A 15,004-nucleotide genomic window follows, 5' to 3' on the forward strand; every position below is an offset into this window, starting at 1 on the left:
GACTTCACTCCACTGACTGGACCAAGGACACGCCCGCCCAGAGAAGCGCAAATCCGGCGAGAACGATCAGCAGCAGCCGGTTCATGCGCCGCCGCATGGCTTGCGTTTCCTGATCCCGCGCCACGTTCGTGTTGGTTACGGTATGGAACATCATCGCGTTGCGCGGAAAGCCGCTGCGGTTGGCCAGGTCGGGAGAGCGTGCTTCGATACGGTAGCTCAATCGGATTGCGTGGATGAAGATCGCCAGCATGACCAGGGCCCACACGCCGCACAGCACATAGAAAGACGTGCCTGTCATGTCTTACCCCTCGTGTTTCTCGACCTTCTGCTCGATTGCACCAAAAATCGAATGTCCGGTTCTGTCCTTCATTTCGATGCGCACCGTGTCGCCAAAGCGCAGGAATGGCGTTTTCGGCGCGCCAGCCTCGATCGTCTCGATCATCCGCAACTCGGCAATGCAGGAATAGCCGGCGCCGCCCGCCGAGACAGGCTTGCCCGGGCCGCTGTCGAGCTTGTTGGAGACTGTGCCCGAACCGATGATCGTGCCGGCGGCCAGCGGCCGGGTTTTCGCGGCATGTGCGATCAGCGCCGGAAAATCGAAGGTCATGTCCAGGCCGGCGTTCGCCCGGCCAAACGGCTTGCTGTTGAGATCGACCAGCAGCGGCAGGCTGACCTTGCCGCCATCCCACGCGTCGCCCAATTCGTCCGGCGTCACCGCGACGGGCGAAAAAGCCGAGGACGGCTTTGATTGGAAGAAGCCGAAGCCCTTGGCAAGTTCTGGCGCGGTAAGGGAACGCAGCGTGACGTCATTGACCAGCATGACTAGCCGGATCGCGGCCCGCGTCTCATCCAGGCTTGCTCCCATCGGGACATCATCAACGATGACAGCGACCTCCCCTTCCATGTCGACGCCAAAAGCCTCGTCTACTACCCGGATCGGGTCGCGTGGCGCGATGAAGGCGTCCGAGCCGCCCTGGTAGATCAGCGGATCGGTCCAGAAGCTTGCCGGCATCTCGGCGCCACGCGCCTTCCGCACCAGCTCGACATGGTTCACATAGGCCGAGCCATCCGCCCACTGGTAGGCGCGCGGCAGCGGCGAATGGGCGTCATGCTCGTGGAAGCGCGCTGACGGCACCGCATTGTTCTCCAGCGATTCCGCCATGGCGGCCAGATGTGGCGCTATCCGGCTCCAGTCGTCGAGCGCCGCCTGCAGCGTCGGCACCAGAAACGAGGCATCGGTGAACCGCGTCAGGTCGCGCGAGACGACGACCAACTTTCCGTCACGCGATCCGTCCTTCAATGTGGCAAGCTTCATGCGGTTTCCTCTCCTGGTATAGTTTTCTCGCTGCTTAAGCCCACAACAAGGCCGTCACGGGCAATCGTCAAGTCGCCAGCCCATGTTTTCCTGACAGCGGCGACCCAATCGGCTTCGCCGATCTCGGGGTCGTCAGCCGGAATGAGGTGATTGAGCACAAGCCTCTTCACTCCGGCATCGCTGGCGATGCGTCCAGCCTCCTCGGCGAAGCTGTGGCTCGCAAGCAGATGTTCTCTCAGCCGTGCGCCGTTGCCGGTCCGAGCCACCAACCGCTCGATGCCTTCTTCCAGCATGGCTTCGTGGACGAGGATGGCGGCGCCTCTGGCGAAATCGGCCAATGGCGGAAAGAATGCCGTATCGGCGGAGAACACCACGCTTTTTGCACCATGTTCGAAGCGCAATGCAAAGCAGTCGGTCACCGGCGGATGGTCGACGCGCAGTGCTGAAACCTTCAGGCCGCGCTCCTCCATCACCCGGCCTTCGCCGAATTCGACGATCGCAACGATGTCTGCGATATTGGGCCGGCCTTCGTCGACGATGCGGATCTCGATGTCGAATTCCATCGCCTGGCAAAAGCGCTGCCAGTAGTGGCCGGTGCCGGGCGGGCCGAACACAGTGACCGGTGTCGCCAGACCCGCCGTCCAGGCGGTGTGGATCAGCGGACCGAGTTCCAGCAAATGGTCGGAATGCAGATGCGTGATGAAGATCAGGTCCAGCATCTTCAAGCTGGTGCCGGCGTCGGCCAGCCCACGCGTCACGCCAAGCCCACAATCGACGACGATGTTGCGGCCGCCGAATTCCAGCAGCGACGAACTCGGCCACGGCCCACCCGGCCGAAGCGCCGGGCCGCCTTTCGATCCCAGCAGCACCAGCCGATCCCGCGTCGGATCAGCGCTCAAGACCAGTCGCCCTCGGGCGTGCCGTTGAAGCGCTTCTTCAGATCGGCCCAGCAGTCGATGTAATTCTCCTGCCGGGTTTCAACCTCGGCGGCGTAGCGGGTCAGCATCTGCGGGAATCGCGTCTCGAACATGAAGGCCATGGTGTTGTCGAGCTTGACTGGTTTCAGCTCGGCGCGCGAGGCCTTTTCGAAGCCAGACGCGTCGGGCCCGTGGGCCAGCATCAGATTGTGCAGGCTGATGCCGCCGGGAACGAAGCCCTCCTCCTTAGCGTCGTACTGGCCGTGGATCAGGCCCATGAACTCGCTCATGATGTTGCGGTGATACCAGGGCGGGCGGAACGTGTTTTCGGCGACCAGCCAGCGCGGCGGGAAGATGACGAAGTCGATGTTGGCGGTGCCCTCCTCGCCGCTCGGCGCGGTCAGCACCGTGAAGATCGACGGATCGGGATGGTCGAACAGGATCGCGCCGACCGGCGAAAACGTTGCAAGATCATATTTATAGGGCGAATAATTGCCGTGCCACGCCACCACATCCAGCGGCGAATGATCAAGCTCGGTGACATGGAACTGCCCGCACCATTTCACGATCAGCCGGCACGGCGTCTCCTTCTCCTCGAACCAGGCGCAAGGCGTCTTGAAATCGCGCGGATTGGCCAGGCAATTGGCGCCGATCGGGCCACGATCCGGCAGCGTCAGCTTGGCGCCGTAATTCTCGCAGACATAGCCGCGCACTGTTTCATCGACCAGTTCGACCTTGAACACGAGGCCGCGCGGCAGCACCGCGATCTCGCCCGGTCGCAATTCGATGACGCCCATCTCGGTAACGAGGCGTAGGCTGCCGATCTGCGGCACGACCAGCAACTCACCATCGGCGTTGAAGAAATGATCGTCGACCATCGAACGGTTGGCAACATAGACATGGGCGGCCATGCCGGTCTGGCCGAGCACGTCGCCGGCGGTGGTGATGCTGCGCATGCCGGCGATGAAGTCGGTCGGCTCCTTCGGCATCGGCACCGGATTCCAGCGATATTGACCAAGCGCCAACTCGTGATCGCCGACATTCGGCGCGCTCTTCCACAGCGGATAACTCGCCGGCTTGAAGCGGCCGGTGTGCCTGACGCTCGGCCTGATGCGATAGAGCCAGGAGCGCTCGTTGGTGCCGCGCGGCGCGGTGAAGGGCGAGCCGGAAAGCTGCTCGGCGTAGAGGCCGTAGGCCGGTCGCTGCGGCGAATTCCGCCCTTGCGGCAGCGAACCTGGCAGGGTTTCGGTTTCGAAGTCGTTGCCGAACCCCGGCATGTAGGAAAAGGCCATGGTTTCCTCCCGAATCCACAGTGCCAGAGCGGCCTCTGCGCGTCCACGAGGACGCGCGGCAGCTCTGGATTGACCAAACTGGTTTCATTTGTAACCATTGAAAATGTAACCATCAACTGACTTAAGAGATGCGGCGACTGCGAAAATGACAACCAAGCGCGAGATCTCTAACGAACCGGAAATCCTCGAACTTGAAAGCTTCCTGCCCTACCGGCTCTATCGCCTTGCCGACGCCGTCAGCCGCGAATTCTCCAGGATTTACAAAGATCGCCACGGCTTGACGCGGCCCGAATGGCGCACGCTGGCCGGGCTCGGACAGCACGGGACCATGACCGCGACAGCGCTCGGTGAGCAGTCGGCCATGCACAAGACCAAGGTTTCGCGCGCCGTCGCCGAGCTTGAACGGCGGCGGTGGCTGACTCGCACACCTGATGAAAAAGACCGCCGGATCGAGCATCTGATGCTGACCAAGGCCGGCCATGCCGCCTATCGCGAAATGGTGCCGCTGGCGAAAGCGTTCGAGCTGGAATTGCTGACGAGGCTAAGCACGGAGGAACGGGCGGCGGTTGTCAGCGGGGTGGCAGCACTGGAGGGGGCGTTGGGCGAGGATAGGCCACCAAACCGTTGATACGCGGGACAGCGCCCCCCTCTGTCCTGCCGGACATCTCCCCCCACTTGGGGGGAGATCGGCAGTTTCGTCTTCGCCGCCTCTCTTCCAACGTAGGTGATTGGCGAAGGCAGACGCGACCTCCAATCTCCCCCTCGTGGGGGAGATGTCCGGCAGGACAGAGGGGGGGCGCGAAGGATCACAACGCCTCTAGCTAGGTGCTCACCAGTCCATCACCACCTTGCCCGAATTGCCGCTGCGCATCGCATCGAACCCGGTCTGGAAGTCGTCGATGCCGATGCGGTGGGTGATTAACCCGCTGACGTCGAGCGGACCCTGCACCAGCGCAATCATCTTGTACCAGGTCTCGAACATCTCACGGCCATAGATGCCCTTGAGATGCAGCATCTTGAAGATGACCTTGTTCCAGTCGATCTCGAAGCCGGTCGACGCAATGCCCAAAATGGCGATCTTGCCACCATTGTTCATGGTGTCGATCATGTCGCGGAAGGCGGGCGCCGCACCCGACATTTCGAGGCCGATGTCAAAACCTTCGGTCATGCCGAGTGCCGGCATGATATCGCGCAGCTTTTCCTTCGACGCGTCGACCACATGCTGGACGCCGAGTTTTTTCGCCAGCGCCAGCCGCACCGGGTTGATGTCGGTGATGACCACTTTTCGCGCGCCGACGCACTGCGCCACCAGCGCACCCATAATACCGATCGGCCCGGCGCCGGTGACCAGCACGTCCTCGCCGACGAGATCGAAGGACAATGCCGTGTGCACGGCATTGCCCAGAGGATCGAAGATCGCGGCGATCTCATCGGGCACGTCGTCGGGGATCGGCACGACATTGTGCTGAGGGATTGCCAGATACTCGCCGAAGGCGCCCGGCCGGTTGACACCGACGCCGAGTGTGTTGCGGCACAGATGCCCCCTGCCCGCCCGGCAGTTGCGGCAATGGCCGCAGACGATGTGGCCTTCACCCGAAACGCGCTGGCCGACCTTGTACTCGGTCACCGCCGCGCCGAAGTCGGCGACCGTGCCGACGAATTCGTGACCGGTCACCATCGGCACCGGCACGGTCTTTTGCGCCCACTGGTCCCAATTGTAGATGTGGACGTCGGTGCCGCAGATCGCGGTCTTCTTGATTTTAATCAGAACGTCGTTCGGGCCGATTTCCGGCACCGGCACTTCTTCCATCCAGATGCCCGGCTCGGCCTTGGCCTTGACCAGCGCCTTCATCATGTTCGACATTCTTTTGTCCCTTGAATCTATTGATCTGGAAGCGCTTTTCGGTTCCGGCCGTTCAGGAAATCACACCGAGTTCGCGCCCGACCGCGCCGAACGCCTCGACCGCACGGTCGATGTCGGCGCTGGAATGGGCGGCCGACATTTGCGTGCGGATGCGCGCCTGGCCCTTCGGCACTACCGGAAACGAGAAGCCGATGACATAGATGCCGCGCTTCAGCATGCGCGCCGCCATTTCTTGCGCCAGTGTCGCATCGCCCAGCATGACGGGGATGATTGGATGGTCGGCGCCGGCCAGCGTGAAGCCGAGCTTACCCATTTCAGACCGGAAGCGTGCCGCATTGGCATAGAGGCGCTGACGCAGCGCATCGCCATTGCCGATCAGTTCGAAAACCCGGATCGAGGCGCCTGCGATCGCCGGCATCAGCGTGTTGGAAAACAGATAGGGCCGCGAGCGCTGGCGCAGCCAGTCGACCACTTGGCTCTTGCCCGATGTGTAGCCGCCAGATGCGCCGCCCAATGCCTTGCCGAGCGTGCCGGTGATGATGTCCACCCTGCCCTCGACGCCGCAATGCTCGGCCGAGCCGCGGCCGTTCTTGCCGACGAAGCCGACCGCATGGCTGTCGTCGACCATCACCATCGCGTCGTATTTCTCGGCGAGATCGCAAACGCCCTTTAGATTGGCGATGATGCCGTCCATGGAAAATACACCGTCGGTGGCGATCAGCCGAAAACGGCAATCCATTGCCTCCTTCAGCCGCGATTCCAGATCGGCCATGTCGTTGTTGGCGTAGCGGAAGCGCTTCGCCTTTGACAGCCGCACGCCGTCGATGATCGAGGCGTGGTTCAGCGCGTCGGAGATGACCGCATCCTCCTCGCCGAGCAGCGTCTCGAACAAGCCGCCATTGGCATCGAAGCAGGAGCCGTAGAGGATCGTGTCCTCCATGCCGAGGAAGCCAGAAATCGTCGCCTCGAGCTGCTTGTGCTCTTCCTGCGTGCCGCAGATGAAACGCACCGACGCCATGCCATAACCATAGCGGTCGAGTGCCTGCTTGGCCGCATCGCGCAATTCGGCACTATCGGCGAGGCCGAGATAGTTGTTGGCGCAGAAATTCAGCACCTTCTCGCCGCCCACCTCGATCTCGGCCGACTGCGTCGAGGTGATCACCCGCTCGGATTTGTAGAGGCCGGCAGATTTCAGCCCTTGAAGCTCGCTATCGATATGGGAGAGGAATGCCGCGCTCATGACTAGGCCCTGTTGAGATTGAATGGACTGTCGCCCCACGCGGGCGAAAAATCCACCGCAAAAGCGACCGTTTCGGTGACGCGACGGCCAGTGGCCAGAATGCCGCCAACGGCGGATGCTCAAATGCGTGTGCGGCGCGAAAGAACGCGATAACCATTTCGCGAGCTTTCCACCGCTACCGCTATCGCCGCTCTGTCGACTTCCAAAGCTGTTAACATTTTCAAGCCAATGGTTCTCGCACCCAAAAATCTGTCGGCGAGAGGGACCGCCCCAGAAAATGTCGCAGCAACCGGCGCAAACCATTTCGGGCAGGCTCGTCCTGTTGATCAAGGCCGGCTATTGGCTGGCGCTGCTGATCATTGCCGCCATGGTGATGGCCTCCTTCATCCTTCTCCAGCAAATGATGGCTGCCCAACGGCACAACGACACGCTGCTCGACATTGTCGGCATGCAAAAGACGCTGTCGCAACGCATTGTCTTCCTTGCCAACGCGGCAGGTGCTGCTTCGCGTGACCAACAACCGGCTCTGGTCACCGCGTTCAAACAGGCAACGGCGGAGTTCGAGAGGAACTACGACCTTCTGCTCGAGCGGGTCGTCGCCGACCCGGCGTCACCGGCAAGGTTCGATCCAAAATCAGTCGAAAGCGTACTTTTCACCAAGCCGTTTCATCTCGATTACTTCTCGGTCGGGCTCATCGCCAACGGCGAACGACTGGTTTCGGCGTTTGAATCACAATTCGGCATGGCCGACAATGGCGGCTACAAAGGCGGCGGCGAACGCGTCAACCTCGACGCTTCCATCGCCAATGCGACCCTGTCGGGCTATGCGGCACTCGGCCAGCGCATCAGCGCCCATGCCGACGCACGATCGGAAACACTTCTCGATCTCCATCGAACGCTGTTCTACACCACCATCGGCGTCATCGTGCTGGTAGCACTTTTCATCTTCAGGCCGATGTCGAACACCATTCTGCGCAAGACGCACGCACTGATCGATGCCCGCAATTCGATGGCCTTCATCGCCGTGCATGACGGCCTTACCGGCCTGCACAACCGCACCTTCCTGACCGACCATTTCGAAGCGCTGATCAAGGGTGCGCAACGTCGGCGAGAACGGCTTGCGGCGGTCCAGCTCGACCTCGACCGATTCAAGCAGATCAACGATACTCTCGGCCACGCTGCCGGCGACTATGTGCTGGTGGTGACGGCGCAGCGGATGCGCGATTCCTGCCGGGCGTCGGATCTCTGCGTGCGTCTCGGCGGCGACGAGTTCGTGATGATCCTCAATGGTGCCGGCGGCACCGAGGATATCAACATGGTCGCCAGGCGCGTGCTGACGCAGATCAACGAGCCGATCGTTTTTCGGGGCACTACCATCCTTCCGGGCGCCAGCGCCGGCGTAGCCGTCTATCCGGTCGACGCCGACAATGCGCAGGATCTGCTCGTCCATGCCGACCTCGCGCTCCACGCCGCCAAGAAGCAAAGCGGCGGCAGTCTCTCATTCTTCTCCGAGGAGTTGCGGCATGAACTCGATTACCGCAAGCAGCTCGAGCGCGACATCAGGATCGCAATCTCGGAGGAGGCGTTCCAGGTCTACTTCCAGCCGCAGGTTTCGTTGTCGAACGGCACGATCGGCGGCATCGAAGCGCTGGTTCGCTGGAAACATGCCGAGCGCGGTATGATCGCACCGGGCGAGTTCATTCCCGTCGCTGAGAAATGCGGCCTCATGTCCGCGGTCGGCCGCATCGTTATCGCCAAGGCAATCAGCGAGGCGGCCGAGTGGGACCGCGCCGGTGTTGCCTTCGGACGGCTCGCCGTCAACGTGTCCGGCTCCGAACTGCGTGAGCCCGATTTCGACGCGTTTCTCTTCGATACGCTTGAAAAGGCCGGCCTGCCGCCACAAAAACTGTCGCTGGAAATCGTCGAATCCGTCATCCTCGACGACGAGAAGACCGGCATCGCGGCAAAGCTTCGGCATATTCGCGCCGCGGGCGTCCATCTCGAGCTCGACGATTTCGGCACCGGCTACGCGTCGCTCAGCCACGTCAACCCGAACGAGATCGACCGACTGAAGATCGATCGCCGCTTCGTCCAGAACATCAATGAGAACGGCGACAATACCAAGATCGTGAGAGCCATCACCGAACTCGCCCGTGGCCTCGGCATCTCGATTGTCGCCGAGGGCGCCGAAACCGAAGCCGAGCTCGACTCGCTGATGGCGATCGGCTGCGACCAGGTGCAGGGCTATTCCATCGCCTTCCCGATGCCGCAGGACAAGGCACGCGAATGGCTGGTCGCGCGGGCACCGAAGAAAGCCAGGCTGACGGTGCTACGGGGAAGCCTGGCGTAAGGCGCCAACCTTGACAAGCCTCCTCAGAAATGGCCGCTTGTCATGATCGGAAACGGATATTCCGGATGCTGGTGCCGCTTCGCTTTGCCGTGCTGATCGTGCTGTTTTTTGCTCTCCCCGCAGGCGCCGCCGATCGCACCATCTATCTCACCTTCGATGATGGCCCGCTGACCGGCACCAATAACATTCTCGATGTGCTCGAGGCCGAGCAGGTTCCGGCGACGCTCTTTATGGTTGGCATGCATGCGCAGGCGAGCGCGCTCAACAAGGCGCTGGTGCAGCGCGCCAAGAGGATGCCGCTGGTGACGATCGGCAACCACAGCTACAGCCACGCATACAATCACTACCGGCACTTCTATGGGGACACCGAAGGGGTCGTCGCCGACATGCTGCGGGCCAACGCGGCGCTGGGCTGAAACCGTCGGTCCATGCACGGCTGCCGGGGCGCGACGTGTTCAGGCTGCTCTCGATGTCGAAGAACGACACTTCACTCGGACTGGCCGAAGAGGGCCGTGAGGATCCCGACTATGAGTTCGTCGCCGCGTCTGGCTTCTATCTCTACGGCTGGGATCATGAATGGGTTCACGAAAACAGCGGCAAGCCGGTGCGGACCGTCGACCATCTGGTCAGCGAGATCGATCATTTGTTCGACTACGGCCGCTTCGTCAAACCCGGCAAGCTGATCCTGCTGATGCATGACGAGATGTTCCAGAACGTGTTCGACGGCAAGGCGAACCTGACGGCCCTGATCAAAGCGCTGAAGCTGCGCGGTTACACTTTCGGCGCGATCTCCGATTATGACGGCTGAGCAGATTCTCCTCGTTATGATCTAGTATTGCAAGCCGGCTTGCCGGAACGAGGCGGAACATCGTCGTCATCACCGGGAAAAGTCGCCGGCAATTGTCCGAAGCTCGGCATACGCGCCAACCGTTCGTATTCTTCGAATGACAGGATCACGGCCTGCCTGCGGCCATGTCGCATGATGATGGCGGGTTCTCCCGCGACCGCCTGATCGACCAATGCTGAAAGCGTAGCACTGGCATCCTTCAACTGAATTTCGCGCATGGCGTTGTCCTAGGCCTGTCCGTTCCTAACCTTCAACATTCGCCCGCAACGCCGCAAGCACTTCCGCAAACTCCGCCAGCCTGTCGTCGGACAGCCCCTTCCGCAGCCGCTTGTCGAAGGCGAACGCGGCGATGCGCAACTTCAGGAACAGCGCCTCGCCGGCCTCGGTCAGCTCGACCTGGTGAACCCGGCGGTTTTCCGGATCGCGGCGCCGGTTCAGCAAGCCTTGCGTCTCCATCGCGTTCAGATGATGGGTCAGCGTCGCGCCCTGGATTCCGATCATGCCGGCGAGCTCGCGCTGGTTGGCCAGTTCGCGCGACTTGACCGACAACAGAGTGACCCAGACCGGCAGCGTGCCGCCTGCCTCGACCAAGGCGGCGTCGAAGGCCTGAGCGACCACCTTGGCGGTGCGCGCGAGATTCATGCCGACTGGCGGGCGGTCAAATGGCGTCATGATCCGACACTAGAGCAAGGGAAAGGTCGATGGAACTGGCCCATGTCTTATACATTGACATCTAATCATTTGATATCTAATCTTTAGAGCAGCAGCGGCGGGCACAGGAGGAAAAGCGATCATGCAATATGTCTACATCGTCGTCCTCGGCCTTCACGTCATGGCGGGCGTGTTCTGGGCCGGCACCACCATCGCGGTTGGCCGCGACCCAGATATCCGGGCGGAACGATTCTTTCGGCCGCAAATGGGCGCGGCCGGCATGGTGTTCCTCACCGGCATACTGCTCTGGTATTTTTTCCATGAAGGCGTTTTCGGCTCGATGGAGAAAGTTCTGGCCCTGGGTATCGCGACGGCCCTGATTGCCGCCGGTGTTCAGGGCGTGCTCGTCGGCTCCGCCAGCCGACAACTGGCCGGCGCCGACGCCGCGACGCAAACCCAGTTGCGCGCGAAAATGACAAGAGGCGAACGCATCGCCAGCGGGCTGCTGGTCATCACCGTGCTCTGCATGGCCACCGCCAGGATGTTTTGAGCGGCCAGCCGCAATTGACAAGATCGTACGATGTCCGGCCGCAAGCCGGCGGCGTGCGCGGCGCGCAGATCGGACTGAAGTGCCTGGTGGCTCTCCGTACGGCGGTTCGGCTGCGCGCCACCAATCAATCCAAAGCGACGCTCAGATCCGCAGGCCGAACCGGATGCCGTCATAAATGGCGGCGTGGATGTTGCGCGAGGCGACCGCGTCGCCGATGCGGAAAAGCACGAAACCGCCTTGCGGATTGCGTGCCGGAAAAATGTCGCCACCACTGACCAGCCGCTCGTAATCGACCGCGCCGCCGTTTTTCGACAGCGGTTTCAGTGCGAGATAGAGATCGTCGAGCGGCAGCGTGCCGTGCTCGACCACCACCTGATCGACCCGCCGCTCGCCGCGCCAGCCGTCTGCGAAGTCGGAGGCAAGCTCGGCGACCAGTTGATTGCCCTCGCGCCGCACCGAGCGCAGCCGCGTGTTGATGGTGATGGTCACGCCCTTTTCCTGGAAGGCGCGCATATAGGGCACGTGGTTCATGCCGCCCATTTCCGGAGCGAAGAAGCGCTCAGGAGAAACAAGCTCCAGCTTCGAACCCGCGGTCGCGATCAGCTCTGCCGCGCCCATGCCCTGATGGCCGCCATTGTCGTCGTAGAGCAGCACGTTTTCGGCCGGCTTGATGCTGCCGGCCATGATGTCCCAACTGGAAGTGACGAGGCTATCGCCTGCCACCAGCGGTGGGTTTTGCGGCAGGCCGCCGGTGGCGACCACCACCACGTCGGGGGACAGCGCCAGCACGTCGTCCTTCTCCGCCCAGGTGTCGTAGCGGATCTCAACGCCGAGCCGGTCGAGCTCGGCCAGCCGCCAGTCGATGATGCCGATCAGCTCCTTGCGGCGCGGGTTCTGTGTCGCCAGCCGCACCTGGCCGCCGGCCTGGCTCGATGCTTCCAGCACCATGACCTCATGCCCGCGCTCGGCAGCGACGCGCGCCGCTTCCAGCCCCCCTGCACCGGCGCCGACGACGACCACCTTCCGTTTCGGTCCCTCGGTCCTCGGGATGATGTGCGGAATATCAGCCTCGCGGCCGGTTGCCGCATTGTGGATGCACAGCGCCTCGCCGCCCTCATAGATGCGGTCGAGGCAATAGGTGGCGCCGACGCAAGGCCGGATCTCGTGCTCGCGGCCCTCCATCACCTTTCTGACGATATGCGGATCGGCGATGTGGGCGCGCGTCATGCCGACCATGTCGAGCTTGCCGGTGGCGATGGCATGGCGGGCGGTGGCGACATCGGAAATGCGCGCCGCATGGAAGGTCGGGAATTTTGTCGCCGCCCTCACCTCGCCGGCGAAGTCGAGATGCGGCGAGGCGCGCATGCCGGTCACCGGGATGACCCTGGTCAGCGCGGCATCGGTTTCGATCGAGCCGCGGATGATGTTGAGAAAATCAACCTTGCCGGAGCCGGCCAGCCGCCTGGCGATCTCGACGCCTTCCTGTTTCGACAAGCCTTTTTCGAAATCCTCGTCGGCGACCATGCGGATGCCGACGACGAACCTTTCGCCGACCGCCGCCCGCACGGCGTCGAGCACCATGCCGGTAAAGCGCAAGCGGTTGTCGAGCGAGCCGCCGAAATCGTCATCGCGCTGGTTGGTGGCCGGCGACCAAAAGCCGTCCATCAGATGGCCGTAGGCCTCGAACTCGATGCCATCGAGGCCGGCGACCTGGCAGCGCTGGGCGGCCGCGGCATAGTCGGCAATGATGCGCTCCATGTCCCAGTCCTCGATGGTCTTGGGGAAGGCGCGATGCGCCGGCTCGCGCACCGGTGAGGCCGACAGCACCGGCAGCCAGTCGGCCTTGTTCCAGCCGGTACGGCGGCCGAGATGGGTGATCTGGATCATCACCTTGCAGTCATGCGCATGGCAGGCATCAGCGAGTTCCGTGAGCCACGGCACGATGCGGTCGTCATAGACGTGCAGATTGCCGAAGGCGGCCGGGCTGTCGCGCGAGACGATCGCCGAGCCTGCGGTCATGGTCAGCGCCATGCCGCCTTTGGCCTTTTCGGCATGGTAGAGCCGGTAGCGCTCTTTCGGCATGCCATCCTCGGAATAGGCCGGCTCGTGACTGGTCGACATGACCCGGTTCTTCAGCGTCAAATGTTTGAGCTGATAAGGCTGGAGAAGCGGATCGTTGCTGGTCATCGTGGCCCTGCTGTTTCAAATTGTGCTAATGAGCGGCAAATTTTGTTTTTGTGCATGTCGTTATCCCAAAACCGCTGCGCAGTTTTGGGCGACATGCAGTGAGGAACCCGCCCATGACCGATACGAAAAACCTTACCCAGCTCGGCACCAACGTCGAGGCGCCACAGAGCCCTGAAGCGGCAGTCCTGGAAACCGTGCCGTTTTCGCGCGGCGACGGGCCGCCGGCCATCGTTCGCTTCACCTGCCCGGAATTCACCTCGCTCTGCCCGGTAACCGGCCAGCCGGATTTCGCCCATATCGTCATCGACTATGCACCCGACACGCTGCTGGTGGAATCGAAGTCGCTCAAGCTGTTCATGACCTCGTTTCGCAACCATGGCGCCTTCCACGAAGAGTGCACCGTTATGATCGGCCGCCGCATTATCGCCGCGACCAAACCACTGTGGTTGCGCATTGGCGGCTATTGGTATCCGCGCGGCGGCATTCCCATCGACGTGTTCTGGCAGACCGGCGCGCCGCCGGAAGGCGCGTGGCTGCCCGACACCGGTGTCGCACCCTATCGCGGGCGCGGGTGAGTTTCGAAACGATCGATCTCGCATCAGTTGAGCGGCAGCCGCCGGTAGCGGCCGGGATTGTTCGGGTCGCTGAAATGGCCCATCGGCCCGTGCTCGGCGAAGTGCCCCGCCCAGCGCTTCATCGCGGCTGGGTCGAGTTCGACACCCAGTCCATCGCCCTCCGGCACGCGCACCGTGTTGCCGGTCTGCCGGAAAGGACCATCCTTGATGACATCGCCGATCTGCCAGCGAAACAGCGATTGCGATGCTTCGGTGATCCACGGCGTCGCCGCCACGACATGCAGATAGGCTGACGTCATGATGCCGAGATCGTTCGAGTAGCACCAGAACCCCTTGCCCATCGCCTCACAGGCGGCGATGAATTTCAGGGTTCTCGACAATCCGCCGAGTGCTGCGAAGTTGCAGACGAAGTAATCCGGCGCGCCAAGCGCGACCGCTCGTCTGAGATCGGGAATGTGTGTGGAGAACGGAATGCGCGAATGCTGGCGCAGCGCTGCCATCTCCTCGAAGGTCGCGACCGGATCCTCGTAATTGCGGATGTTGAACGGTTCGATCTCGCGCAGCACCCAGCGCGCGGTGGTCAGCGACCACTGCATGTTGGAATCGAGCTTGATCTGTGCCTTCTCGCCGAGCGCCTCGCGCAGCATCCGCACCGTCCGGATCTCAAGCTCGGGATCGCCCATGATCAGCTTGCCTTCGAAGATCGTCGAGCCATGCTGCTCGCGCATCCTCAGGCAGTAGTCGACGATCGCTTCGGGCGTCATCTCGCCGCCCGCCTCGTCCTGTGCGGGACGAAAGGCGAAATACTCCGAAAACGGAATGTCCTTGCGGACCGCGCCGCCAAGCAGCTTGTAGAGCGGCATGCCGAACACCTTGCCTCTGATGTCCCACAATGCCAGCTCGACGGCTCCGAACGCCACGGATGCGGCATTCTCGCCGGTGTTGGCGGTGATCTGCCAGGGCGGCACGCAGCGCGCCTCGCAGTCGGCGATGTCGAGCGGATCGGCGCCGATCAGCGCCGGCGCGATCTCGGCCTTGATCACTTCGCCGAAATGCCACCAAGGCGCCTCGCCCAGTCCGACCACGCCTTCGTCGGTCTCGACCTCGATGATCGATTTCGAGGCGCCGCCATAAAGCCCGGCCGTCCACCAGAACGGCGCGTCTAGCGGAACGTTGACATGGGTGACGCGGATGTTGGTGATCTTCATCGGTTCCC

General features: G+C 62.4%; 16 protein-coding genes. 6 read left to right on the forward strand and 10 right to left on the reverse strand.

Annotation, left to right across the window (positions count from 1 at the left end; genetic code table 11):
• Window positions 1-4: 4 nt before the first annotated feature.
• The 4 genes from EJ075_RS31420 to hmgA are packed head-to-tail and all read right to left on the reverse strand — an operon-like array spanning window position 5 to window position 3,524.
• Window positions 5-298, reverse strand: a complete 294-nt coding sequence (locus tag EJ075_RS31420; RefSeq protein ID WP_126106968.1) for a hypothetical protein — start codon at window positions 296-298, stop codon at window positions 5-7.
• Window positions 299-301: 3 nt separating this feature from the next.
• A complete protein-coding gene (locus EJ075_RS31425) occupies window positions 302-1,315 on the reverse strand; it encodes a fumarylacetoacetate hydrolase family protein (protein ID WP_126106969.1) in 1,014 nt (337 codons plus the stop codon).
• Entirely contained in the window at window positions 1,312-2,214 is a 903-nt protein-coding gene (locus tag EJ075_RS31430; RefSeq protein ID WP_126106970.1) for an MBL fold metallo-hydrolase, read from the reverse strand. Before EJ075_RS31430 ends, EJ075_RS31425 begins: the two co-directional genes overlap by 4 nt.
• Window positions 2,211-3,524, reverse strand: coding sequence for a homogentisate 1,2-dioxygenase (hmgA, locus tag EJ075_RS31435; RefSeq protein WP_126106971.1), 1,314 nt, complete (start codon window positions 3,522-3,524; stop codon window positions 2,211-2,213). Before hmgA ends, EJ075_RS31430 begins: the two co-directional genes overlap by 4 nt.
• 145 nt (window positions 3,525-3,669) lie before the next feature.
• Here hmgA and EJ075_RS31440 point away from each other — a divergent pair, with 145 nt between their 5' ends.
• On the forward strand, window positions 3,670-4,152 hold the full coding sequence (locus tag EJ075_RS31440) for a MarR family transcriptional regulator (RefSeq protein ID WP_126106972.1): 483 nt from the start codon (window positions 3,670-3,672) through the stop codon (window positions 4,150-4,152).
• A gap of 201 nt (window positions 4,153-4,353) precedes the next feature.
• Here EJ075_RS31440 and tdh read toward each other — a convergent pair whose 3' ends face one another.
• Together tdh and EJ075_RS31450 are read right to left on the reverse strand one after the other, a co-directional pair.
• The gene (tdh, locus tag EJ075_RS31445; protein WP_126106973.1) at window positions 4,354-5,388 is read right to left on the reverse strand and encodes an L-threonine 3-dehydrogenase; all 1,035 of its coding nucleotides are present in this window, start codon (window positions 5,386-5,388) and stop codon (window positions 4,354-4,356) included.
• A 52-nt stretch (window positions 5,389-5,440) separates the two neighbouring features.
• A complete protein-coding gene (locus EJ075_RS31450) occupies window positions 5,441-6,628 on the reverse strand; it encodes a glycine C-acetyltransferase (protein ID WP_095485679.1) in 1,188 nt (395 codons plus the stop codon).
• Window positions 6,629-6,905: 277 nt separating this feature from the next.
• Here EJ075_RS31450 and EJ075_RS31455 point away from each other — a divergent pair, with 277 nt between their 5' ends.
• The 3 genes from EJ075_RS31455 to EJ075_RS33910 all read left to right on the forward strand — a co-directional run bounded on the left by EJ075_RS31455 (window position 6,906) and on the right by EJ075_RS33910 (window position 9,786).
• Complete coding sequence (locus tag EJ075_RS31455; protein WP_126106974.1) at window positions 6,906-8,978, forward strand: EAL domain-containing protein; 2,073 nt, start codon at window positions 6,906-6,908, stop codon at window positions 8,976-8,978.
• 65 nt (window positions 8,979-9,043) lie between these two features.
• Window positions 9,044-9,394: a polysaccharide deacetylase family protein gene (locus EJ075_RS33905; RefSeq protein WP_245458056.1), complete on the forward strand. Its 351-nt coding sequence runs from the start codon at window positions 9,044-9,046 to the stop codon at window positions 9,392-9,394.
• 35 nt (window positions 9,395-9,429) lie between these two features.
• The gene (locus EJ075_RS33910; RefSeq protein ID WP_245458057.1) at window positions 9,430-9,786 is read left to right on the forward strand and encodes a hypothetical protein; all 357 of its coding nucleotides are present in this window, start codon (window positions 9,430-9,432) and stop codon (window positions 9,784-9,786) included.
• A gap of 14 nt (window positions 9,787-9,800) precedes the next feature.
• On the opposite strand, the gene EJ075_RS31465 is transcribed toward EJ075_RS33910, so the two are convergent.
• On the reverse strand, window positions 9,801-10,043 hold the full coding sequence (locus EJ075_RS31465) for a type II toxin-antitoxin system Phd/YefM family antitoxin (RefSeq protein WP_126106975.1): 243 nt from the start codon (window positions 10,041-10,043) through the stop codon (window positions 9,801-9,803).
• A 25-nt stretch (window positions 10,044-10,068) separates the two neighbouring features.
• Window positions 10,069-10,497, reverse strand: a complete 429-nt coding sequence (locus EJ075_RS31470; RefSeq protein WP_126106976.1) for a MarR family transcriptional regulator — start codon at window positions 10,495-10,497, stop codon at window positions 10,069-10,071.
• A 121-nt stretch (window positions 10,498-10,618) separates the two neighbouring features.
• Here EJ075_RS31470 and EJ075_RS31475 point away from each other — a divergent pair, with 121 nt between their 5' ends.
• Entirely contained in the window at window positions 10,619-11,026 is a 408-nt protein-coding gene (locus EJ075_RS31475; RefSeq protein WP_126106977.1) for a hypothetical protein, read from the forward strand.
• Between the two features lie 141 nt (window positions 11,027-11,167).
• Here EJ075_RS31475 and EJ075_RS31480 read toward each other — a convergent pair whose 3' ends face one another.
• Complete coding sequence (locus tag EJ075_RS31480) at window positions 11,168-13,213, reverse strand: NADH:flavin oxidoreductase (protein WP_126106978.1); 2,046 nt, start codon at window positions 13,211-13,213, stop codon at window positions 11,168-11,170.
• A gap of 113 nt (window positions 13,214-13,326) precedes the next feature.
• Here EJ075_RS31480 and queF point away from each other — a divergent pair, with 113 nt between their 5' ends.
• Window positions 13,327-13,788: a preQ(1) synthase gene (gene queF / locus EJ075_RS31485; RefSeq protein ID WP_123151602.1), complete on the forward strand. Its 462-nt coding sequence runs from the start codon at window positions 13,327-13,329 to the stop codon at window positions 13,786-13,788.
• A 23-nt stretch (window positions 13,789-13,811) separates the two neighbouring features.
• Here the strand turns inward: queF and EJ075_RS31490 are convergent, their stop codons facing one another.
• The gene (locus EJ075_RS31490) at window positions 13,812-14,996 is read right to left on the reverse strand and encodes a mandelate racemase/muconate lactonizing enzyme family protein (protein ID WP_126106979.1); all 1,185 of its coding nucleotides are present in this window, start codon (window positions 14,994-14,996) and stop codon (window positions 13,812-13,814) included.
• Between the last annotated feature and the right edge of the window lie 8 nt (window positions 14,997-15,004).

The sequence above is a fragment of the Mesorhizobium sp. M6A.T.Cr.TU.016.01.1.1 genome (genome assembly GCF_003952585.1).
In the GTDB taxonomy this organism is placed as follows: Bacteria; Pseudomonadota; Alphaproteobacteria; order Rhizobiales; family Rhizobiaceae; genus Mesorhizobium; species Mesorhizobium mediterraneum.